Below are 24252 nucleotides of genomic sequence, written 5' to 3'. Positions count from 1 at the left end.
CTTTAATTATTGTAGTCATAACATCTACACTATCGTATTTTGCAGAGGACAATCTTTACTTTTCACACTTTTATTTTATTGGACAATTTATCCTATTATCTTTATTTTATAGAGAATTATTAAATCCGTCTCAAAAAAAAATAGTCAATACTGTTTTAATCCTTGTTTTATTTATTTTATCATTACACTATGCTAATAACCCTAATCTTTTCTTTAAATTTTTTGTTTTTGAAATTTTTATAACCTCTTTTCCTATTGTCATATATTCTATAATTCACCTCTATAATTCGATAAGTAAAAAAGGAGCGTATATTTATATAAATGCGGGTATCCTAATTTATCTAACAACTAGCACTTTAATATTTATTCTAGGAGATTATCTATCTGAATATAATAACACTACGATTAAGAAGATTTGGTTAGTCAATAAGATATTATATCTAATATATTTAATATTAATTTTTATAGAATGGACGAAAACATTATCGATGGACAAGAACAAGTAATAGTAGCCTTAGTCTATGGCCTTATTTTTTTAGTGTTACTTACCATTGGACTGATTTTATTTTTTCATTATTCAAGACGAAAAATTATTCAAAAAGAGCTTGAAAAAGCGGCTTTAAAACTTGAAAATCAGCAAAAAATATTGCAAACCTCTATTGCTATACAAGAGAGAGAACGCAAACGTATTGCTCAAGATTTACACGATGCTATCAGCTCTAAGTTAAACATTGTAAGTCTAACCACTAATGTTTTACTGATAGATCAAACCATTAGCGAGAAACAGAAAACTGCTTTAGAGCAAATATTAAATATTACTACGGGAACTTTAGAAAGCGCACGTAAAATTGCACACGACTTATTACCTCCTATTTTAAATGAATTTGGTCTTAAAGCCGCCTTGCAAGAGTTATTTGAAGACTTTTCTAAACACACTAAAATAGAGATTGAAGATAACGTTGAAGCATTAACTAGACTATCAAAAAACGACCAACTACATGTCTTTAGAATCGTTCAAGAATTAATTAACAACTCGATTAGACATGGTAAAGCTAACGAGTTAGTCGTTTACATGGAACAAAATAAGACCGATTTTGTAATACGCTATCAAGACAATGGACAAGGGTTTGATGTTAAAAAAATACACGAGAAATCAGGAATAGGCCTTCAAAACATAAAAAGTAGAGTTAAGATTTTAAAAGGAACACTAAAAATAGAAAGCACACCCAATAACGGAAGTCAATTTATAATACGTTGTAGTTATGAAAGATAAAATAAAAATTGCATTAGCAGATGACGAACTTTTATTTAGACAAGGTCTAAAGGCTATTTTAGAAACTAATGAAGCTATAGATGTCCTTTTTGACGTTGAAAACGGAGAGTATTTAATACAAGAATTAAGAACTGCTAAAACCTTACCCGAAATAGTAGTGACCGACCTTAAAATGCCAGAACTTAATGGCGTTGAAGTCACTAAGCTTATTAAAAAAGAGTTTCCGGATATTAAAGTTATTGCATTGACTAGCTATTTTAGTAAACCTTTTATTTTAAATATGATTTCTATAGGCGCAGTTGCCTATTTAGCAAAAAACAGTACACCAGCGCTGATGATTAAAACCATAGAAGAAGTGGCAGCTAAAGGCTTTCATTATGACATACAAGTCATGCAATACATTCATGAAAGCATTGTAAATCCAGCAGACAAAAAAGTAAAGTCTAGTTTTGATACTAATTATTTTACTAAACGTGAAATAGAAGTCTTAGAGCTTATTTGTCAACAACAAACTACTTGTGATATTGCCGAGAACTTATTTATAAGTCCTAGAACTGTTGAAGGACACCGTAATAATCTATTACTTAAAACAGAATCCAAAAACGTTGCTGGCCTAGTTATTTATGCTTTAAAAAACAAACTAGTATCCTTAGACAAGGATACTTTTAATTAAAAAGAAGAATCCATTAAAAAAGCTGCTTAGGATGCTGCACCACTTTCTTAATTCTTCATTTTTTCTAACCCATAGGTTAGATTAAAACACCTCAACAAATCTCAAACTAACGTAAAACACCTCAACATAAATAAATGTTGAGGTGTTTTGCGTTAAGGATTGAACGGTCTGTCTGAGCTCCTCGCAGAGAGCGAGTAGTGAAAGCCTGACCTGTTTTATCTATCAAAAGCTAAAATAGGTAACGCCCAAATAGTGTTTAGTCTCTTGACATAAATATTCTAAGTACATACCAGAATAATAACATTAACGAAGCAAACAAACCTAATGCTGCCGGAATGTAATCTTCCGTTGTATACTTGTCTTTTATTTGTGACGTTTGATACAATATTGATCCCGCTGCTAATAAACACATGGCTCCAGAAAACCATAAACCTAAATCAAAACCAAAGATTGTTCCTGCAATAATCAACCCTAAGGCTATAAAAAACCCAATAGTTAATCCCGCTTTTAGGAACGAAAAATCTTTATTTGTTAGCATTACTACTGCCGTTAAGCCTGTAAATAAAGCAAGCGTTACTAATCCTGCTTGTTGCAGTATCTCTCCTCCAGATTCCATATAATAAGCAGCCATATAAATCATAGGGATAAAAATTACGGCTTGCGCCAAAATGTAAATACCATAAGCTAAATATTGCTTGTTTTTATCTGCAGTTTTCATTGCTGTACTTTCGGCGTACGTTGTTACTAACATAAAACCACCTAACAATAATAACCACTTGTAACCTTGTGTCATAGACAACATAAACTGTACAAGTGCATCACTTTGTAATAGTAAATATTCAAATAAAACAAATGCTAAAACCCCTCCAGCCACATGGCCATACGTTTTTTTGTAAAATGCAGTTCTGTCTGCATCAGAAACAAGACTTAAATGTGTGCTTGCCCCTTGATAGTTGTCATGATTATTTTCCATAAAATATTGATTGTTAATTTTAGTTATTCAAATGTAAAAAAAGAAACCGAACTTTAATTATGTTGACGCCTAATTATCTGTTAATCTCGTCTTCCTAAAATTTGCATGGCCCAGTATAATAACGATGCTAATGCACCAATAGCTGCCACTAAATACGTTCTAGCTGCCCATTTAAGCGCATCTTCAGCCCCTTTATACTCTTCTGGTGTTACCATATTTTTAGCTTTTAACCAGGCTAATGCACGGTTACTAGCATCATACTCTACCGGCAGTGTTACAAAACTAAATAGGGTTGCAAAACCCATCATTACTAAACCAGCTATGGCTACATATTGTCCTGCTGCGCCCATAGCTTGACTTGCCATTAACACCAATCCTCCCATAATAACCCATTGGGACATTTTTGAAGTGACTTGTACTATTGGCACTAATTTAGAACGCATGGTTAAATAACTATACGCTGTGGCATGTTGTACCGCATGACCAACCTCGTGAGCTGCTACTGCTGCGGCAGCTGCATTGGCATGACCATAAACGACCTCGCTTAAATTAACGGTTTTATTGGTCGGATTGTAGTGATCTGTTAATTGTCCCTTTACAGAAATAACTTCCACATCTCTAATCCCATTATCTGCTAGCATTTTTCTTGCAATTTCTGCTCCCGTCATTCCGTTACGTAAATGTACTTTAGAGTAGAATGCAAACTTACTTTTTAGCTTCCCAGCTACCAAAGAACTTATTAAGCCTATCGCTCCGATTAATATAAAATATCCTATTTGTCCTGAAAACATATTTTTTAAATTTTAAAGTTGATATCATAAATATAGCAAAAAGTAAGCCAATATAATGGCAAGCAAAATTGTCAGATTACAACTAAAAATGATAGAAGGCGTTTTCTAAATGTTCGATTTTAAATTGGTTGTTTTGTTTTACAATCGCAATAATGTCAAAACGCACCTCGACCTCTAATTCGTTTGAAGTCACATACTTATCTACAGCTTTTACTAAACGTTGGATTTGTTTTGGTTTTACAAAATCTTGAGGATTACCAAAACCCGTTGTGGATCTTGTTTTAACTTCAATTATTGCCAAAACATCTTCTTTTTGTGCGATAATATCAACTTCGGCTTTATCAAAACGGTAGTTACGCTCTATAATGTCGTAATTGTTTTCAACTAAAAAATCGACCGCTAGTTGTTCTCCTTTTTCACCAAGTTCGTTATGACTCGCCATTTATTCGTCAAAGACTAAAGTTGATTTTGACTTTTCTACTTTTAATGACATCTCACGTCCTAAAATTAATGCGCGGTTGTCTTTTTCATGACCTGCTGGCATATTAAAGGCTATCGGAAAATCATATTCTGATAAGGCATCTAAAATTAGCTGCTCTACCGAAGTCCCCCAAAGCGTGGTGTTTTTACGCATCCTACTCATACCTCCCACAACAACTCCTTTGCAGTTATCAAAATAGCCTGCGCGTTTCAAACTTTGTAGCATACGGTCTATATGGTATTTATATTCGCCTATCTCTTCAATAAACAGAATTTTTCCTGACGTATCTAAACTTTCCTTTGAGCCTAACATAGTATGTAATAAGGTTAGATTACCTCCAACCAACGGACCTTTAACCGCTCCTTCTCTATTAAAAGGAGATCCTTTTAAGGTATAACTTAAAGGTTTACCAAAAAGTGTATTTTTAAAAGTTGTAATACTGGCCTCAATATCTGATAAATTTTCAGGTAAACTCACGCCCATTATAGCATGTAACGTTTGCACACCTAGATTATGTATTTGATTGTGTAATGCTGTAATATCACTATAACCAATAACCCACTTAGGATGTTCTAAAAATTTGGTATAATCTAATTTATCCAAAATCCTAACCGTCCCATAACCTCCACGTGCAGACCAAATGGCTTTTATCTTAGGATCATCTAATGCTATCTGAAAATCTTCGCAACGTTCTTGATCTGTTCCTGCAAAATGATCGGCTTGACTGTACACGTTTTTACCAATAACAACATGAAGCTTCCAACTTTCTAATAATTTTTTAGCTCGATTTACTTCTTCTGATCTGTGTCGCAAAACACCAGAAGGCGCTACAATAGCAACAGTATCTCCTGCTTTTAAATAGGCTGGTTGTATCAATTTAGTTTCGGTTTTATCCTGTGCAAACACCGTATTATTTCCGAAGAAAAAAATAGTGCAACACAGCATCAGTAATATTCTCTTTTTTGACATACCGTAAAATTACATTTTTTTTCTCAATCCCTATCAAAAAGCGTATTTTTACGTCTTCAAAAGAAAATAAAGATGTCAAAAAGATATACAATTACTGCAGCACTACCCTACACTAATGGACCAATACACATTGGTCATTTAGCTGGCGTATATGTTCCTGCAGATATTTACGCAAGATATAAACGCTTAACAGGTAATGATGTTGCTTTTATTTGCGGAAGTGATGAGCATGGTGTGCCCATTACTATCAAAGCAAAAAAAGAAGGTGTCACTCCGCAGCAAATTGTGGATAGATATCATAAAATCATCAAAGATTCTTTTGAGGAATTCGGAATTACTTTTGACAATTATTCTCGTACTTCTGCCAAAATACATCACGATACCGCTTCTGAGTTTTTTACAACATTGAATGATAAAAATGAATTTATAGAAGAAGTCTCAGAACAACTATACGACGCGGAAGCTAATCAATTTCTAGCAGACCGTTTTATTATTGGAACTTGTCCCAAATGTGGTAATGAAGAAAGTTATGGTGATCAATGTGAAAAGTGTGGAACGTCCCATAACGCAACAGACTTAATTAATCCAAAATCTGCTATCACAGGAAATGTACCGAGTTTAAAAGAGACAAAACACTGGTTTTTACCTTTAGATAAACATGAAGCGTTTTTAAGAGAGTGGATATTAGAAGACCATAAAAAAGACTGGAAACCTAATGTATACGGACAATGTAAATCTTGGCTAGACGACGGTTTAAGACCAAGAGCAGTAACCAGAGATTTAGATTGGGGAATCCCAGTTCCGGCACCTGGAGGCGAAGGAAAAGTACTTTATGTTTGGTTTGATGCTCCTATTGGTTATATCTCATCTACCAAAGAATGGGCGGCTAGAGAAGGAAAAGATTGGGAGCCATACTGGAAAGATAAAGACACTAAATTAGTACACTTTATTGGTAAGGATAACATCGTTTTTCATTGTATAATTTTCCCTGCAATGCTAAAAGCAGAAGGAAGTTATATCCTACCGGATAATGTCCCTGCTAACGAGTTTTTAAACTTAGAAGGTAACAAGTTATCGACGTCAAAAAACTGGGCGGTTTGGCTACCTGAGTATTTAATAGATTTTCCAAATCAGCAAGATGTATTACGTTATGCTTTAACTGCAAATGCTCCAGAATCTAAAGACAACGATTTTACTTGGAAAGATTTTCAAGCAAGAAATAATAATGAATTGGTAGCTATCTTCGGAAACTTTATCAATCGCGTGGTGGTTTTAACTAATAAATATTATGACGGTGTTGTACCAGCAGCTTCTGAATTTTCTAAAATAGACGAAGACACTTTAGCAACAATTAAAGCTTACCCATCAGTTATAGAAAGCTCTTTAGAACGTTACCGTTTTAGGGAAGCAGGTCAAGAATTAATGAATTTAGCCAGACTTGGAAACAAGTATTTAGCAGATGAAGAACCTTGGAAACTAATAAAAACCGACGAAGTACGTACACAAACCATCATGTATGTTGCCCTTCAAATAGCAAGCGCTTTAGCAACATTATCAGAACCGTTTTTACCGTTTACTTCGACTAAATTAAAAACAATACTTAACACCACCGAAAACTCTTGGAGTGACATCTCTTCTAAAGATGTATTACTTCCTGAAGGACACACGATTGGTAAAGGCGAGTTATTATTTAGCAAAATAGAAGACGAGCAAATACAAATTCAACTTGACAAATTAGAAGCTAGCAAAAAAGCAAATGAAGCTGCTAATAAAGTCGTCGAGCCACAAAAGGAAGAAATTAATTTTGATGACTTTACTAAATTAGACCTTCGCGTTGGAACTATTTTAGAAGCAGAAAAAATGCCGAAAGCTAAAAAGCTTTTGGTATTAAAAGTTGACACAGGTATTGATGTAAGAACTATCGTGTCTGGTATTGCAGAACACTTTACAGCTGAAGAAGTGATAGGTAAAAAAGTAACCGTTTTGGTTAATTTAGCACCAAGAGCACTACGTGGAGTTGAAAGTCAAGGTATGATCTTAATGACTGAGAATGCTGACGGAAAATTAGTATTTGTAAATCCCGATGATGCTACGGTAGGTAATGGACTGCATATTAGTTAACACTTTATAAAATCATTTTTTACAACTTAAAGTTTTAATAAGGACAACAAAACCTATTGACTAGAGCCTCATATCAGACTCAATATCGATAGGTTTTTGTTTTTAGTACTCTTTCCACAGAAAACAATACACTAAACACAAAACACTGCAACAATATATACAAGATCCAAAAATGCACTGAATCTAAAATTTGCAGTTAATTTTTAGCAGAGTACATCGTACAAAATTCGTGTCTCGATTTGTTTTAACAACTACATTAAGAGTAAGTATATACAATAATTTTACTGTAATTAATTTTGGATTAGCTCGAGGTACTACTTTTGACTTTTCAACAAATAGGTTTTATAATTATACGCCAACCAAATCAATAATAAAAAGCTGTATTTTATACAAATCTTTAAACTACAAATGCTACCAAAGCTCGCTAAGCCATTCTAATAAGAATTAAAATCGATGTATCAATAAAACAAACTCTATACCCCTGAAATAACTATAATACAGAAAATCATATCAGTTATTCTAAAAGACAGCAAGAAACATAAAAACCTACTTAAGGTAATATCAATAAATAAAACTAAAACGTTTTAACATGACGGTTACCCTCATTTTATCACAAGTGGTAATTATATAACTGATATTTATAAAAGTATAATAATTGATTGAATTATTATCGCACCTTTGTAAAATAAATTCAAAATTTAATACATATGAAACAAGTCATAACCGTTTTATTTTTAAGTCTACTATTCAGTTGTGGTACTTCAAAGACAGTAAAACAATCTAAGAAAACAATTAAAGGAGAATGGGTGATAAACTCAATAAGTTATAGCGAAGCTGGAACTTATAAAGTATCCCTTTTTAATGATGTCTCAAAAACCTGCTTTGAGCAAAGTACTTGGAAATTTATTCCAAATAATAATTCTGGTGTATACACCATTAATGATTCCAATTGCAATACAGGGGAAAGAAACTTTAATTTCACCATTCAGGAAATAGACCCTAATACAGGATTATATAATTTCCTTTTAAAACCAACAGACGCCAAAGGTAACAGCGAAACAAATCAAGGTTTTAGACTAACATTAGCTCAACTTTCTGAAACTAACATGAAATGGGAACAAACACTAACCGTGGATGAAAAACCTTTTACAATTAACATGAACTTTATAAAATTATAAAAACTATGAAAACTATATTTAATAAAATATCAATCACAGCATTAACACTAATAATAACTATAAGTTTTACAAGTTGTAGCAGTGTAAAAAATGCCAATAACAAACAAAAAGGTGGTGTTATCGGCGCTACAGGAGGCGCTCTTCTAGGTGCTATAATTGGTAACAACATTGGAAAAGGTGGTAACGGAGAACTTGGAGCTGTCATTGGAGGTGTTGTTGGTGGAGGTGCCGGAGTCTTAATTGGAAACAAAATGGACAAGCAAGCACAACAAATTGAGGAAGAAATACCTGGAGCGGTTGTAGAGCGTGTTGACGAAGGTATTGTAATTACTTTTGACGAAAATAGTGGTGTTTATTTTGATACTGCAAAATATGGTGTCAATGCAAAGTCACAAGAATCATTAAATAAACTTGTTGGTGTTTTCAAAGAATACCCAGATACTAACATATTAGTTGTTGGTCATACAGACAGTGTTGGTAGTGAAGAAAACAACCTGGTATTATCTAAAAACAGAGCCAATGCGGTTACTAATTACTTGACCAATCAAGGACTGAGTAGTAGTCGTTTTACAACCAACTGGTTTGGAGAAACACAACCAATGTACGATAACACAACAGCTGAAGGCAGAGCAAAAAACAGACGTGTAAATGTGGCTATTTTACCAAATGAGAAAATGATTAACGATGCTAAAGCACAATCTGGAGAAAACTAGATTTAATTTCAAATTTATTCGGAAAATTACGCAGAGTTAAATATATTACGAGACCTTATTAAAATACTTAATAAGGTCTTTTTTATGCTTATAACTATAGCATTCTTATCACCAATTAAAGACACTGTCAAAACATGTTAAAATACATAATTTCCAAAACCAATCTACCCGAAAAATCAGTAAAAAACACCATTGATTTACTAAATCAAGATGCGACTATTCCGTTTATTTCAAGATATAGAAAAGAGGCAACTGGCAACTTAGATGAAGTTCAAATTGGAGACATTGTAAAATATAAAGACGAATTTGAAGCGTTAGAAAAACGAAAAAAAGCAATATTAAAAGCTCTTGAAGAGCAAGATGTTTTAACCGTAGATTTAAAAACAAAGGTTAATGCATGTAAAGATTTAACGACGCTTGAAGATTTATATTTACCATTTAAGAAAAGCAGAAAAACTAAAGCGGAAACGGCTCGTAAAAATGGATTAGAACCTTTAGCAAAAATCATCATGTCTCAAAATGCAAATGATGTCGAATCTATCGCATTTAAATACGTCAAAAACGACATTAAAACTGTTGATGATGCTTTAGAAGGTGCTAGACATATTATTGCAGAATGGATCAACGAGCGCACAGATATACGGAATAATTTACGTAATCAACTGGAGCGTCATGCTATGATTTCCACGAAAGTGGTAAAAACAAAAAAAGAGGATGAAAATGCTCAAAAATTCAGAGATTATTTTGAATGGGAAGAAGCGTTAAGTCGCATTCCATCTCATAGATTATTAGCCATTTTAAGAGCTGAAAAAGAAGGTTTTATTCGTGTTAAAATTGAAATAGATAAAATAAAGGCGTTAGAAAACATTGATAGACGTATTATTAAAAGCGAAAACGCCTGCGCAGATCAGATTGAGTTAGGCATTAGCGACGCGTACAAACGACTATTATTCCCGTCTTTAAGCAATGAAGCGTTACAAAAAGCGAAAGAGAAGGCTGATACATCTGCTATTTCTGTATTTGCAAAAAACTTAAAACAACTATTATTAGGTTCGCCTTTAGGCGAAAAACGAGTACTTGCAATTGATCCTGGTTTTAGATCAGGTTGTAAAGTGGTTTGCTTAGATGCGCAAGGGGTTTTACTGCATAACGAAAATATCTATCCGCATCCTCCAAAAAGTGATAGTATTGGTGCTATGAACAAACTATCGACTTTAACGGAAACCTACAATATTGAAGCTATCGCCATAGGAAACGGGACAGCATCCAGAGAAACGGAAGCGTTGGTTAAAAAAATTAAATTTAAAAATGACATACAAGTCTTTGTGGTTAGCGAGGCTGGAGCAAGTATTTACTCGGCTTCAAAAATTGCGAGAGACGAATTTCCTAATTACGATGTCACCGTTAGAGGAAGTGTTTCTATTGGACGACGTCTACAAGATCCTTTAGCCGAACTAGTAAAGATTGACGCTAAATCCATCGGTGTTGGACAATACCAACATGATGTGGACCAAGCCAAACTACAGAAAGAACTAGATGTCGTAGTTGAAAATTGTGTAAATAGTGTTGGTGTCAATATTAATACAGCAAGTACATCGTTATTAAGCTATGTCTCTGGAATAGGTCCAAAATTAGCCGAAAACATTTTTAATTACAGAAACGAAAACGGTGTTTTCACTAGTAGAAATGCGATAAAAAAAGTACCCCGTTTAGGCGGAAAAGCTTTTGAACAAGGCGCTGCATTTTTAAGAATTAGAGAGGCTAAAAACCCGTTAGACGACTCGGCAGTACATCCTGAAAGTTATAATATAGTCGAGAAAATGGCTAAAGATTTAAACGTCACTTTAAATGATTTGATTGGTAATCAAGAGTTGCTTAAAAAAATAGATTTAAAAAAATACTGTACGGATACTGTTGGTTTACTAACCTTAGAAGATATTATTAAAGAACTTGAAAAGCCAGGCTTAGATATTAGAGAAGAAGCTAAAGTCTTTACTTTTAATCAAAATATTAAAACAATAAACGACTTGGTTGCGGGGCAATTATTACCCGGTATAGTCAATAACATTACTAATTTTGGATGTTTTGTGGACGTCGGAATTAAAGAAAGTGGCTTAATACACGTCTCTAACTTATCCGATAGTTTTGTAAAAGATGTTAACGAACATGTGCATTTACACCAACAGGTTATTGTTAAGGTTTTAGAAGTTGATGTTCCGCGAAAGCGTATCCAATTAAAACTAAACAAATAAAAAAAAGCATCAATCTAAATAATAGGTTGATGCTTTTTTTACTGTTAATTTTATAAGATTATGATGCCATTTTAGCCTTGATTGTAACATTTAAGTTATTATCAATAATGTCTTTCCAATTTTCTATTCTTCGTGTTTCATAATCTTCTGTAAAGGCTTCATCTGTATCAAAAAAACTGATAACCACCGCCTCTTTATTTGAGGTATGAAAAGAGATTTTTAAATCCAAATGTTTTAATCTAGTCACTTTATCTATGTCTTTTTTATAGTCAGAAATGACTTCGCATGACTTGATTTCAGACAGTTCTAAATTAAACACTTGGTTTTCTTCTTCCTTAAAAGCAATATAGGATAGTACTTTTTTATCTTCGGTTAAACCGATAAATTTATTGTTCCAAACCTCTTTTAGATTGTACTTAAACCCATTAGGCTTTAATAAGCTTTCGGCTTTATGCTTTATTTTTGTAGTGTTATTTAAACCTTTAAAGATGAATATAAAAAAAGGGACGAATACGCTTAATGTTACTAGTATAGCTAGTAGTGTGAATGAAATTTTCATTGTTTTAATATTTTGATTTAATGTATAAGAAATCAACACATTATCTTTACGGAAAAGACATGTATTGCAATAGTTAATAAAAACGTATTGCGCTTATGTAAACCAATGAAAAGGGTAAATAATCTGTGTTTTAGACAATCCAACATCTATAGACGTATTAGTTTTTTGATACACCAAGAAATTTTCTTGTTGCTCTTTACTAACTGCATTTACAAAAGCGAATTGCTTAAAAAAAGTAATACTGCCTTCTGGCTGTACGTTAACTGTAAGATCAATTTGAGAATTTACAATTATACCTTGAGAATGTAAGGCTGCACTAGCTTGTACTGAATGTTGCGGAAAAGCATTTTGCACGACTGAAGCGACCTCAACTTCAGAAGTGAAGCAGGTAGACAACCCTATTAAAAGAGAAATAACTAAAAAGTTAAGTCTTGCCATGTTATACTTTAATTTAAAGTACAAAGGTATATGATAAATTGTTAAGAAGATACTAAATTTTAAAAACGCGCTTAATTTTTTTTTGACCTTACTAAACCTTAAATTTAAGAATTAAACTGTCAATTCACCTATGCTTAAAATAGCTTATCACCCTATTTACTGCCATCCATTACCTGAAGGACATCGTTTTCCGATGTTAAAATACGAATTACTTCCTGCTCAATTAATCCATGAAGGCACTTGTACTGAGGCTAATTTTTTTGAACCTAATAGAATGCTAAACGAAGCGCCAATATTAGCAGTACACGATCCTGAGTATTTTTACGACTTACTTAATATTACATTGGATACGCGTGCTGCACGTAAAATAGGCTTTCCGTTAAGTGAAGTTTTAATTGAACGTGAAATTATTATTGCAGATGGCACCATAAAAGCAAGTGAATTTGCCCTAAAACATGGTATCGCAATGAATATTGCTGGCGGAACACATCATGCGTATACTAATCGTGGCGAAGCCTTTTGCATGTTAAATGACCAAGCAATTGGGGCGCGATTTCTTCAAAAAAAAGGATTAGCAAAACGTATTTTAATAATAGATTTAGACGTACATCAAGGTAACGGGACTGCCGAAATTTTTAAAAATGCCCCAACTGTGTTCACGTTTTCTATGCATGGCAAACATAATTATCCGTTTAAAAAAGAACAAAGCGATTTGGATATTCCTTTAGAAAACAATGTTGGAGACACGGAATACCTTTCTATTTTGCATGACACATTACCCAAACTTATTACAAACTTCCAACCCGACTTTATCTATTATTTATGTGGTGTAGACGTGATTGCTTCAGATAAATTAGGCAAATTAGGACTCACGGTTACAGGCTGCCAAGCACGCGATCAATTTGTTTTAGAAACTTGTAAATCTAACAACATACCAGTTATGTGTAGTATGGGTGGCGGTTACAGTCCAGACATTAAAACCATTGTAGAAGCGCATGCCAATACGTTTAGATTGGCGCAAGAAATTTATTTTTAATGTAATGTAACCCCCGTTTATCAGACTATATACTTATGCTAAAAACATTTACAGAGTTTTCTACCAATGGAACATTAAAAATTTCTGACCAAAGTCTTTTAAAACAGTTTACAACCTCAAAACAAATTGGACTTTACACCTTTATTCTTACTGGTAGTAATACCATTACTGCAGAAGTAGATGGTGTCCCCCTGGTTTTAAAACCGCATCAAATTTTATCCTTAACCCCTATACAGAATTTTAAATTTATCGATGGGGATGATAGCGTAATCTATCAATTCAATCAAGAATTTTATTGCATAAAAGACCACGACAAAGAGGTGGGTTGTGCTGGTGTTTTATTTTTTGGAAATGATACTATTCCCGTGATTTCTTTAAATGAAAATGAACAGCATAAATTTAATGTACTTCATGATATGTTTTTAGATGAAATCGAAACAGAAGATACTATTCAGGCCGAAATGCTTAGAATGTTATTAGCACGCTTTATAATTAAAACGACACGTTTACTAAAAAACGAAACACCTACTTCAATACTTACCAAAGCTACAGACGAAACATTAAGACAGTATAACTTATTAGTAGAAACCCATTTTAAAGAAGCCCATCAAGTTAGTTTTTACGCAGAAAAATTATTTAAGTCTCCAAAAACACTATCTAATAGCTTTGCTAAATCAGGACAAAGCCCTTTAAAAATTATTCATGAACGTTTGGTATTAGAAACCAAACGCCAATTAATGTATACTGATAAAACTGCTAAGCAAATTGCTTACGATATTGGTTTTGAGGATGCTTCACACTTAAGCAGATTATTTAAAAAACAAACTAGCATTACCCTTTCTGATTTTAAAAAGGGTTTATAAGCTCTATTTAAAGGCACAATGTCTTCATAAAAATACAATTTGGGAAAAATCGACAACTACTAAGGTAATATCGTCGTTTTAAAACCCGCTTTCGCGTCGCATCTTTGCACTGTAATATAAAAACAACAGCATTATGAAAACGACCATATCTATATTCAATTTAATTGAAATCTTTACAAAAGCAAAAAGAAAGCTAACCAAATCCATCAACCCACAAGAACATTGTGAGCATAAACAATTACACGATTACTATTGTGACGCAGAAATCGACAAAGGAATTATTGACAATTCAATTATATAAAAACACAACATTAAAAACATAAAATTATGACACCTATTAAAGCACTTAAAAGAGACGAAGTAAACGCAACTAATCAAGCTATTTTTGACCAATTAGAAAAAGCAGTTGGATTTGTACCAAATTTATACGCAACCTATGCAAATAGCGAAACAGCTTTAGAGAATTACTTAAATTTTGCAAATGCAAAAACATCTTTAAAAGCAAAAGAAAAAGAAGTAGTAAATCTTGCTGTAAGCGAAGTAAACAGCTGTATTTACTGTTTATCTGCACACACGGCCATTGGTAAGATGAATGGCTTTACAGACGACCAAATTTTAGAATTAAGAGCAGGAAAAGCCTCTTTTGACACTAAATTTAATGCGTTAGCTGCTTTAGCTAAAAACATTACAGAAACTAGAGGAAAAACAGATGCAACTATCTTAAACAACTTTTTAGACGCTGGTTATAACCACGGAAATTTAATTGATGTTATTGCTTTAGTTGGTGACAAAACAATCTCTAACTACATCCATAATACAACACAAGTCCCTGTAGATTTTCCAGTAGCACAACCATTAGAAACAGTAATATCTTAATTAATTATAACCTTAAAAACAAATAACAATGAAAAAATTAATCGCAACTTTAGTATTGACATTAACACTTTTAGTATCTGTTAATGCACAAGACAAAATGATGAAACATGATGCTGTAAAAACAGTAGCATTAGAGCAAACTACAGGTGAGTTTACTCAAAAAGGAGTAACGATAAGTGAAGGTACTTATATTTTTGAAATAGCAAATAACGCTGTTGGAACAGATGTTGGCTTTGTACTAATCAAAAAAGGTGCTGATGCTTCTAATCCAGAAAATCACATTAAAACAGCTTATGTAACTAGTGTTGTTAAGGATGGAGAAACACAAACATCTAGCGCTACAACATTAGCAAAAGGAGAGTATACCTATTTTTGCCCATTAAACAAAACACCACAGTACACATTAACTGTACAGTAAAACATCAAATTTTAAGTTGATCTAAAAATTCCTGTCTGCGATTACGCCAGACAGGAATTTATGCGTTTTCAAAAAAACCACAATTGCAATGACTAGATAAACAAACTATTAAATTAAAAATTTAACCAAACACAAAAAAAATAGTCTAGCTATATTATTATCTACTAAATTAAAATCAGTAACTACCACTCCTGATGTCTCGTAAAAATCACCTATTGGATATTGTCTTTGTAATTGAATTTTTACAGAATTAACACCAAAACCAATTCCAATCTAATCATAAACGCAAGCCTAAACCTTCTATATAAGCTATATAAAGCATGTTGTTATTATAACTAAAAAGTCATTGTATCACTTTGACTTACAATTATAACAAATACCGAAGCAAACACAAAACAGGAATAATTTCTCATAATTAACAGTCTTATTTTTTAATTATACATGTATAAAAAAGGGGTTACTTTGCTAACCTTTTTCACTAAAAAACTTATAAGTAATTAGAGATTTATTAATACATAACCAAAGATGTATATAACAAATCATTTACTACAGCAATACATAACTACTAGTTTTTATAGAACCAATCAAGATTTAATTAGAGTAAAAAAAAGCCCGCTATAAATAGCAGGCTTTGTAATTGTAATCGTAATAAAATATCTTAAACTATAAACTTCGGAGTATAAAACATGACATTGCAGATGCCTAACTCAAGCCTCCTGCAACCACCTTTAGCCATCCTAACTTAATACTATTAAAGTTGGCAGTTATAAAATTCTACAATTTTAACTTCATTGTTCAAAACTGTTACCGTCTCTGTAATTAATGGTTCGGCGTAAGCAGCTCCAGCTCTAACCTCAATGGTGTAAGTTCCGTCCGCTAAACCAGAAAAGAAAAAATTTCCGTTTATATCTGTAGCTCCACTGCTGATATCTTCACCTAAACTATTAAATAAGTTTATTTTCCAGCTAGCTACAGTATCTTCTCTAGAATTAAACGATCTATCACAGTCACTTTCACTAATCGCTAAAACACTAATAACATTATTATCACAACAGCCTTCTAAATTATTAGTTAAAGCCAAGTCACCATTAGCAATAGTTATATCTCCCAATACTGAAAAACCTAATCTTCCAGTTCTACTATTCTTTATTAATTCTGCACGAACACTATAACTACCAGCAGTCAAAGACAAACCACTCACTAACCAGGTTTGAAAGACCCCCATAGAACCAAATGCCGGACTTGTATCTAAAACACTATTTGTAACATTATCTATTAATTTCAAGCTAACTTCTTGAGTCCCCGTATAAGTTAAAGAAAAATCGACGCTTGCATCTGACGACATACAAAAGGAACGCTCAAAAACATAAGGCACCTTAATTAAATTAGTAATTGGAAGTGAAAAAGGCACATCACAATTATAAGTATCCCCATCAGGACCTAAGTCGAACGGAGCAATAGCAGATGCCCCTTCCAAATCTACCCAACTATCAACACCACCATCATCCAGACTAACGACATAGCCTAAGCCCGAAAAAGAATCAAGTATAGGATCTGAACATGGAAGATTTACTCCACTAGTAATATTTGGTGGATTATTTAATATTCTCCAAAATGGGTCTTGAGCACCATAAGCGGCCTCTATAACATTACCTTCTACATCGACACCTGTAGATAAGTTTAAGACTGATACTGGTGCACAACTAATTACACCAGGTGTTAAAGCGATTTCTCTTTCATCAAACTCACACTCTTCATCATTACATGCTGTATTAAATAGAAAAACAACAGCTAGTATTACTAATTTTGACACTTTAAAAAACTCTAGTTTTAAATTAGTGTTTTTATTGATTTTATATTTTGTATTCATTTTGTTTTTTTATTAAAAATAGATTTATCTGTAAAACTTATACATTTATTCTGAACAGATTACTTTAAATTCTGTTCTACGATTAACTGTATGCTCTTCTTCTGTGCAATCTACACCATCTTTACATCGATTTAACAATTCTGATTCACCTGCTCCACGAACTAATAAACGCTCTCTTGAAATTCCTTTTGTTAGTAAGTAATCAACTGTAGATTGTGCTCGTTTCTGAGACAATACTTGATTAAAATCATCGCGACCTCTCGCATCTGTATGCGATGACATTTCTACTTTAATTGATGGATTATCTTCCATTAACTCTACAACGTAAATTAAATCTTGACTTGCTGCTGCTAAAATATCCCATCTCCCTAAGTCAAAAATAATATTATCTAACTTAATTGACTGACCACATGGATTTACACACATATGAAAGTCCACAAATAATGATTTATTTCTATCATAATCACTTGAAGAAATAGAGACTTCGTTTGAAAAATAACCATCTTTTCGCCCCCTTAAAACAAAACCAGAAGCCTGTTTTAAATAAAACATAAAATCGCCATCAACATCCGATAAAACACTTTTCTCTCCAGGTCTATTTTCATTTCTTAAAATAATTTCAACACCTTGAATACCTATAGCTGTATTACACTCTACAACATCTCCTCTTAGCACAAAGTTCAAATCACTGTACAGAATTTCTTTTTGCATACCACTACCGTCTTTATTACAATCAATAAATTCGTCTTTTAGCACTGCCGTTTCTTCTAGATCTATAGCCTCAAATTTTCCTGCTAATATATAATCGTTTTGGGGCACATTATTAAACACTACAACTCCATAAGAATTAGTTTTACCTGTTTCTACTATCTTCTCATACAAATCTTTTAAAACCACATCCGTATTTGGTAAAACTTCGTGCGAAAATCTATCTTTAGCTGTAACTGTTATATTACATTTATAATTTTTTGTTTTTTCTCTTTTTACAAACTTATAAGTTAATCCTGCAAAAACGCCAACAGAAGAAATATCACAATCACATGGCTCAGCTTTTTTAAATGCACCATCAGAATCTAAACTACTAGAGACTAACGGGTGGTAAAGTGAAGAAGCCGCTAAAGGCGTATCAACTAAATCTTGAGTATCAAAATGACGCATGTAATACGCACCTGTATTAATACCCCAATTAGCATTTAGATAATAAGTAAAACGCAATTGACCTTTAAAGCTAAATACCCCAGAATCCTTATATCCTGAGTGAAAATTTAAAGGAATTGCAGGTGATGTACTTTCTAAATAAGTTCTTCCTCCTTCAATTGACGCTAATCCAAAACGCGTATTCAATTCTGCTGTAAACTTTCTAGAAAAACTTCTATATTGAAAATTTGGTCCAATTCCATAAAACACTCTAGAAATATTATTCTCGGTAAGATTAAAATCACTTAAAAGTGTTCGATCTGTATTATAAATATCTTCCGTTGGATAAGTGCTTTCCGGAGTGTTTTTGATGTAATCAAAATCAAACCCTACTCCAAACCAATTCCAATAATAATCTAAAGACAATCCCAAATCCAAGCCTCCTTTATAATCAATAAATGGTGTATTACTGTTATAACTTGGGAAGTCATAACCTACTCTTGGTGATAATTGAAAATAATTAGAATCATCTTGTTGAGCATTTGCTGTAAACACAAATGGAAACAATCCAATTAATAGCAATTTTAGTACATTTTTCATTAGTTTTCAGTGTTTTACTATGTCACATTAGTTAATTATGACATAAGTTAATTTGTTTAAAAATTATATTATGCTGATAAATAGCCGCTAAATTTAAATATAAAAATCTGGATTAAAAACATATCGCTGAATGATTTGCTATTTTTAAATTATGACTCCTCATTTTATATAAGAAAACCCACTATAATTAGCAGGCTTTGTTATTGTAGTGAAAATTTAAAACTATAAACTTTGAAGTAGAATCAACCCAAGTATTAAACATACAAATGGTAAACTAAACAACATTATTAGGCTATGTTTCTTTGTTTTACTTTTATTAAACTTAGCATTTAAAACCTTCCTAGCTTTCCCATTATAATTTAACCAATTTTTAAAATGAATAGCCATAGCAGAAAGCACAAATAATGTCCAAGCTTTTTCACTTGAGATTGTAGACGCATTCATTTTTGTTAAAAAAGTAGCAATAAACACTCCCAACAAAAAGCACAAGGCTATTTGTAATATAGAAATATAAACTAAAGCTATTGTATTAGCTTTTTGTTTAAACTTTGTTTTAAAAGCTGTAAATACAGTAAAGAAAAACTGATCAAATGTATTATTATTATTCATAAATTATTAGAATGAGTCACCTACGTCCAACCGAGTGACTTACTTTTTAGATTAAAAATTAAAATTATTTTATTGCGCTGTTACAAATACGTTATCCAAATGTACCGTTGAGTTTAAATTATTAGTATCACTTCCTGTGTAAACAAAAGCAATGTAACCCGCTCCAGAATAAGCTGATAAGTCTATATCTCCAGAACTTGTCCAAGTAAACCAGTTATCAAAATTAGCCTCTAAACTTGACGTAAAATCTAACGCTTCCCAAGTCGCATTTAAAATACCTGCTTGTGTCCCATCAAAATTTGTGGAAATATAAACTTTTATTGCGTCATGTCCGGCATCTGGATACGCATGTTCTGTTTGAAAAGTTAACATTTCACCATCCCCTTGATCTAAATCTAGCATTGGAGAAATAAGCCACCCTATATTACTTGCATCCCCTGAAGATAATGCCGAAAATTCAGCGAATCCATTCCCTTGGTAGACTTGTTCTGTCCATGATTCGCTGCCTTCCTGAGTACTATTTAACCATCCTTCAAAATTAAAATTAGTATTATCTGACGCTGCTGTAAAATAAGCGGTTAACAAAGGCTCAGGACAAGGATCCTGATCATTAAATTGTACAGTTTCTGGTGTGTTTACATAGATTGTATAAAAGTCGTCATAGAAGTCTCTAGTCAAAACCCCATCAAGATATCCTCTTCCTTCGGGTAAGGTCACACTTTTAAAATCTGAAAAGGTACTTGTACTTAAAACAAAACTATTCCCTAAACAATTAAACATTAAACGCTCTCCATTAAAACTATCATTAATTTCTGAAGCAAAAGTCTGCCCCACGAGATTATCATCAAATCTCATATTATTTAGTCTAATGTATTGACTTTCTAATCCGTCAGAAAAATCCACAATAGAAACGTTTTTTGGCACAATAGTAGCAACCACATCAGTCCTTTTAATATATTCGGTTACTTGTGTACTTGAAATACGCTCTAACTGATCACCTTCCAATCGACCTAGCTGGATCACTCCATTACTTTCCCCTACGGCTAACCCGTTTAGTCTAACATACACTTTACGTCCAAATTCGTACTGTGTGAACATAGGGTTTTTATCCACTTGAATTATAATGGCTGCTGTCGGATTTTCCCGAGCATCCTGTATCACTAGCTGCTTATAAAAGTTACCACCCTCATCACTCGAGACCACATAGCCTTCTGTATATTTTTCAGAAACCCCTTCTGTTACCTCTTCATAGATTACGGGATCTCCATTACCTGTCCCAAAATTTCCTAAAATGGCGCTAATTGAATTAAATTGAGCGTCTTCATTTGGATACGTTGTAATTCCCGCAAGACTAGTAGGTATATCAAAATCATCATCTTGCACACAACTAAAACCCATAAACAGGCTAGTTATCAATAATGCTATTTGGTATGTTTTCATTGTTCTTAAATTTCTTTTATTTCTAAACATAATTAAAATCTTACATAAACATTTAAATAATAAGTGGTTCCATTTCCAAAAAAATAACGGTTACCAAACACAGGTCCGTTAGCATTGGTTTGTTCCGCTAATTGACTTCTATAATCGACACGCCTAGATTGTTCAAAACCACCCGTTTTATACTCTTGATTAAGCACGTTATTTATAGTAGCAAAAAAACCTAAAAAATAATCGCCTACTCTCCACGATTTACCTCCAATTATATTGACTAACATATAAGAATCAAACTTTTCTTGCTGTAATAATTGTTTAGCAATATCTGGATCTATGTTATTAATCTCACCACCAGTTAAAACATAAACAGCTCCATCCGCAGTACCTTCCTGAAACTGGGTTTCGGAATATAATTCTGGATCTGTTACAAAAGCCGCACTTCTTTTTATTGCACTTGCATCTACATACGCATTAGAGAAGTGATTAGCAGTAACTCCAACATTCCAGTATCCTGGATCACGATACTCAAAACCTAATTGTACTGCCTGTTCTGGTCCTCCAGAAATATGTAAATCCTTAAGATTAGTTGTTCCGTGACCAAAGACTGCACGTCCCACGCCAAATTCTTGGCTATAAAAAGTTAAATTAGGGTTATTATTATAGGTATACTGTCCAACAGAAACAGCGCCTTTTAGCTTTATCGTAGGTGTCACTTGCGCCTCAATACCAAACTCAGCTCCAATACGTTGTGTTTCTATCCCTGTAACCGCTTCTTGGACTAGATTATTCCCTACACCTTCACTATAATAAAATCCTGTTTCTGTCCCATTTTTAAAACTAGAATAAAACCCTGTCAACCTTGTTTTTACAATTGTAGATCTAAAAACATAACTAGCATCTAGACTTGTAATAATTTGACTATCCACATCTTCAATAAGCATATTGGACTGCCTAACATTAGCAAACGTATTTCCAATATTAGGCGCCTTGGTGAAGTATGCCCCATTAAAATCCAATATATGCCTACCAGACAGTTTATAAGTTGCGCCTGCTTTTGTTCCAAAATTTTTAAATTGAACTTTTTCTCCTTTACCAAAAGAATGACCGGTAAAATAGCCGTTTTCAAAAAACCCCTCCCGTTGATAATTTGTTATTGAAACATTACCTGCTAAATAAAAGTCTACTTTACTGTAATTAAATACAGATTGCGCAAAAGCACTAAATACATTAGCATCAATATTATAATTGTATTTATAACGCTCTCCTTCTGTAACTATTCTATTAGGGTTTCTTACATCCGATTGAGCTGTTGTTAATGTTCCATCGGTAGACTCTGTTGTTTCATCAGAGAAAAAATCCACATCTAAATAACCTGTTCCTCCCAACAAATCTGAAACTACCGCAAAATTTTCACTTTTTAAATCCCTATAATTTACTGCTGCGTTTAAACGAATGTTACCACTTAACTGGGTATCAAAAATAATATTAGCCATTAACTGCTTATCGTCTACTCTATCTTCTTGAATAGCATAAATTGAATTAAACCCTTGATTTGCTGCATTTGTATTAGCGATATAAAGATCATTCCAATTAAACTGACCATCATTTTGAAACGTTTGTTGTGCTATATAAGCTTGTTCATAATTATAAGCTGTTGGCCCTCCGTCAACATTCAAAAAATAACTTGGTAAGTTTTGGTAATACGTAGGATCGGTATTACGTGCACCTCCAATGTAACTATCCTGTCCTTGAAAATTTACTAAACGCGTCCCGCCATTATCTACTCTTGTATTTCCAGAGGTCCCGAATTGATATCCAATATTTGTATTTATTGATGCGTTTTCCGAAATACTCCAATAGTGGTTTAACATTATAATTGGTTCTTCTATTTCTCGTATTCTAGAGTTTCTTATTTCTCCATTTTGAATTCCCCAAAAAGGATTATACTGACTTCCTTTTAAATCAAAAATTTCATCCGTTAAAGCGGTTCCTTTACCTCTTCTATTTTGAGCGTAAATAGCTGTAAAATTAAGACTATGCTCGGCATTTATTTGTTTTTCTACTGAAGCCGTAAAGGAATTAGCGTCATACAATGTTCCCTCCACATAACCTCCATTTCCAAACCTTCTGGAAGCTAACACACTATAAGCCCAATTGTTTTTCATCAAACCAGAATTATAACTAAGCATCAAACGACTTTGGTAACTTCTATTGGCTGATGCCATAGACAAACGTCCACCATTACGGTATTTAGAGGCTCTCATAATAATATTATTTGTTCCAGCTAGATCTCCAAAATTATAATCGTTAGAAGACATTCCCATCGAAAAATCTTGGTTACGCTGCACATCATTAATACCACCCCAATTCCCCCATTGTGGTCGACCTGTATTTTGTTTATTTAGTTCAAGACCATTAATTAAAACTTTACCATTAGCATTATCCAAACCTCTTGGCCTAAAAAAAGTTGCACTAAAATCATATGCAGCCGCAGTTAAAAAAGCATCTTTAGAAGCTTGCAATAACCCCGAAACATTACTAGTCAATCCATCATCTTCACTATTTAATTGCTCATCTGAAATGGAAATAATATACATAGCCTTACTATCACCTAATTTGTAAGCTAAAGTCATATCTTGTATATCGATAGTTTTTCCGCTATTTACAATTATAGGGTAACGCTTAGTAGTATAATCTACTTGCTCAATTTTTAAAACCTGTTCTCCAAATGGAATATTTTCACGAAAGATGAATTGACCAAAATCATCTGTTTTAGTTGTTAAACCGGAATCCTCTATGGTTACAATCACTCCTGATATAGGTCGATTAGTTACAGCATCATTAACACTTCCTTTTACTACGGTATCCTGAGCGAAGAGCGTGAATTTTGAAAAAATCAAGAAGACGAATACTAAAAAATTTCTTGTCATATACTGAGATTAGTGTCAAAGCCCTACCATTACGTTAAATATTGATTTTTAAAGACTT

At 33.1% G+C, this 24252-nt stretch carries 21 protein-coding genes and 1 pseudogene; 11 read left to right on the top strand and 11 right to left on the bottom strand.

Features of this window, described 5'->3' with window-relative positions; all coding sequences use genetic code 11:
• Positions 1–469 precede the first annotated feature (469 nt).
• Complete coding sequence (locus tag E9099_RS08525; protein WP_240788978.1) at positions 470–1273, top strand: sensor histidine kinase; 804 nt, start codon at positions 470–472, stop codon at positions 1271–1273.
• The gene (locus E9099_RS08520; protein WP_136583233.1) at positions 1263–1946 is read left to right on the top strand and encodes a response regulator transcription factor; all 684 of its coding nucleotides are present in this window, start codon (positions 1263–1265) and stop codon (positions 1944–1946) included. Before E9099_RS08525 ends, E9099_RS08520 begins: the two co-directional genes overlap by 11 nt.
• 256 nt (positions 1947–2202) lie before the next feature.
• On the opposite strand, the gene E9099_RS08515 is transcribed toward E9099_RS08520, so the two are convergent.
• From E9099_RS08515 to E9099_RS08500, 4 genes are all read right to left on the bottom strand, one after another.
• Positions 2203–2919, bottom strand: a complete 717-nt coding sequence (locus tag E9099_RS08515) for a Bax inhibitor-1 family protein (protein WP_136583232.1) — start codon at positions 2917–2919, stop codon at positions 2203–2205.
• Positions 2920–2999: 80 nt separating this feature from the next.
• Positions 3000–3710 carry a zinc metallopeptidase gene (locus E9099_RS08510; protein ID WP_136583231.1) on the bottom strand — a complete coding sequence of 237 codons (711 nt, stop codon included), beginning with the start codon at positions 3708–3710 and terminating at the stop codon, positions 3000–3002.
• Positions 3711–3792: 82 nt separating this feature from the next.
• Positions 3793–4152, bottom strand: a complete 360-nt coding sequence (locus tag E9099_RS08505) for a YraN family protein (protein WP_136583230.1) — start codon at positions 4150–4152, stop codon at positions 3793–3795.
• On the bottom strand, positions 4153–5160 hold the full coding sequence (locus E9099_RS08500) for an LD-carboxypeptidase (protein WP_136583229.1): 1008 nt from the start codon (positions 5158–5160) through the stop codon (positions 4153–4155).
• 54 nt (positions 5161–5214) lie between these two features.
• Here E9099_RS08500 and metG point away from each other — a divergent pair.
• From metG to E9099_RS08480, 4 genes and pseudogenes are all read left to right on the top strand, one after another.
• Positions 5215–7281 (top strand): annotated as a pseudogene (gene metG, locus E9099_RS08495) (methionine--tRNA ligase); the annotation flags it as partial.
• Positions 7282–7988: 707 nt separating this feature from the next.
• Positions 7989–8459 (top strand): lipocalin family protein, encoded by a 471-nt coding sequence (locus E9099_RS08490; protein ID WP_136583227.1) that lies wholly within the window; start codon positions 7989–7991, stop codon positions 8457–8459.
• 5 nt (positions 8460–8464) lie between these two features.
• Positions 8465–9172, top strand: coding sequence for an OmpA family protein (locus E9099_RS08485; protein ID WP_136583226.1), 708 nt, complete (start codon positions 8465–8467; stop codon positions 9170–9172).
• Positions 9173–9306: 134 nt separating this feature from the next.
• Positions 9307–11424 carry a Tex family protein gene (locus tag E9099_RS08480; RefSeq protein WP_136583225.1) on the top strand — a complete coding sequence of 706 codons (2118 nt, stop codon included), beginning with the start codon at positions 9307–9309 and terminating at the stop codon, positions 11422–11424.
• Between the two features lie 58 nt (positions 11425–11482).
• On the opposite strand, the gene E9099_RS08475 is transcribed toward E9099_RS08480, so the two are convergent.
• Both E9099_RS08475 and E9099_RS08470 read right to left on the bottom strand, forming a co-directional pair.
• On the bottom strand, positions 11483–11983 hold the full coding sequence (locus tag E9099_RS08475; RefSeq protein WP_136583224.1) for a hypothetical protein: 501 nt from the start codon (positions 11981–11983) through the stop codon (positions 11483–11485).
• Between the two features lie 93 nt (positions 11984–12076).
• Entirely contained in the window at positions 12077–12421 is a 345-nt protein-coding gene (locus E9099_RS08470; RefSeq protein ID WP_136583223.1) for a hypothetical protein, read from the bottom strand.
• 130 nt (positions 12422–12551) lie between these two features.
• Between E9099_RS08470 and E9099_RS08465 the strand changes: the two genes are divergently transcribed.
• The 5 genes from E9099_RS08465 (at position 12552) to E9099_RS08450 (ending at position 15614) form a co-directional block, all read left to right on the top strand.
• Positions 12552–13457, top strand: a complete 906-nt coding sequence (locus tag E9099_RS08465; protein ID WP_136583222.1) for a histone deacetylase — start codon at positions 12552–12554, stop codon at positions 13455–13457.
• Positions 13458–13492: 35 nt separating this feature from the next.
• On the top strand, positions 13493–14320 hold the full coding sequence (locus tag E9099_RS08460) for a helix-turn-helix domain-containing protein (RefSeq protein WP_136583221.1): 828 nt from the start codon (positions 13493–13495) through the stop codon (positions 14318–14320).
• A gap of 133 nt (positions 14321–14453) precedes the next feature.
• Positions 14454–14621, top strand: coding sequence for a hypothetical protein (locus E9099_RS19180; RefSeq protein WP_168800730.1), 168 nt, complete (start codon positions 14454–14456; stop codon positions 14619–14621).
• 26 nt (positions 14622–14647) lie between these two features.
• Positions 14648–15196, top strand: coding sequence for a carboxymuconolactone decarboxylase family protein (locus tag E9099_RS08455; protein ID WP_101202064.1), 549 nt, complete (start codon positions 14648–14650; stop codon positions 15194–15196).
• Positions 15197–15224: 28 nt separating this feature from the next.
• The gene (locus E9099_RS08450) at positions 15225–15614 is read left to right on the top strand and encodes a plastocyanin/azurin family copper-binding protein (protein ID WP_136583220.1); all 390 of its coding nucleotides are present in this window, start codon (positions 15225–15227) and stop codon (positions 15612–15614) included.
• Positions 15615–16365: 751 nt separating this feature from the next.
• Here E9099_RS08450 and E9099_RS08445 read toward each other — a convergent pair.
• The 5 genes from E9099_RS08445 to E9099_RS08425 all read right to left on the bottom strand — a co-directional run bounded on the left by E9099_RS08445 (position 16366) and on the right by E9099_RS08425 (position 24194).
• Positions 16366–17484, bottom strand: coding sequence for a hypothetical protein (locus tag E9099_RS08445; protein ID WP_136583219.1), 1119 nt, complete (start codon positions 17482–17484; stop codon positions 16366–16368).
• Between the two features lie 45 nt (positions 17485–17529).
• On the bottom strand, positions 17530–19221 hold the full coding sequence (locus E9099_RS08440) for an OmpA family protein (RefSeq protein ID WP_136583218.1): 1692 nt from the start codon (positions 19219–19221) through the stop codon (positions 17530–17532).
• A gap of 222 nt (positions 19222–19443) precedes the next feature.
• Positions 19444–19830, bottom strand: a complete 387-nt coding sequence (locus tag E9099_RS08435; RefSeq protein WP_136583217.1) for a hypothetical protein — start codon at positions 19828–19830, stop codon at positions 19444–19446.
• A 69-nt stretch (positions 19831–19899) separates the two neighbouring features.
• Positions 19900–21270 carry a DUF5689 domain-containing protein gene (locus E9099_RS08430; RefSeq protein ID WP_136583216.1) on the bottom strand — a complete coding sequence of 457 codons (1371 nt, stop codon included), beginning with the start codon at positions 21268–21270 and terminating at the stop codon, positions 19900–19902.
• 32 nt (positions 21271–21302) lie between these two features.
• Positions 21303–24194, bottom strand: coding sequence for a carboxypeptidase-like regulatory domain-containing protein (locus E9099_RS08425; RefSeq protein ID WP_136583215.1), 2892 nt, complete (start codon positions 24192–24194; stop codon positions 21303–21305).
• Positions 24195–24252: the final 58 nt, after the last annotated feature.

Source organism: Psychroserpens sp. NJDZ02 (assembly GCF_004843725.1).
In the GTDB taxonomy this organism is placed as follows: domain Bacteria; phylum Bacteroidota; class Bacteroidia; order Flavobacteriales; family Flavobacteriaceae; genus Olleya.
Note: the sequence above shows the minus strand (reverse complement) of the source record. Positions and strands in the feature narration are given on the sequence as shown.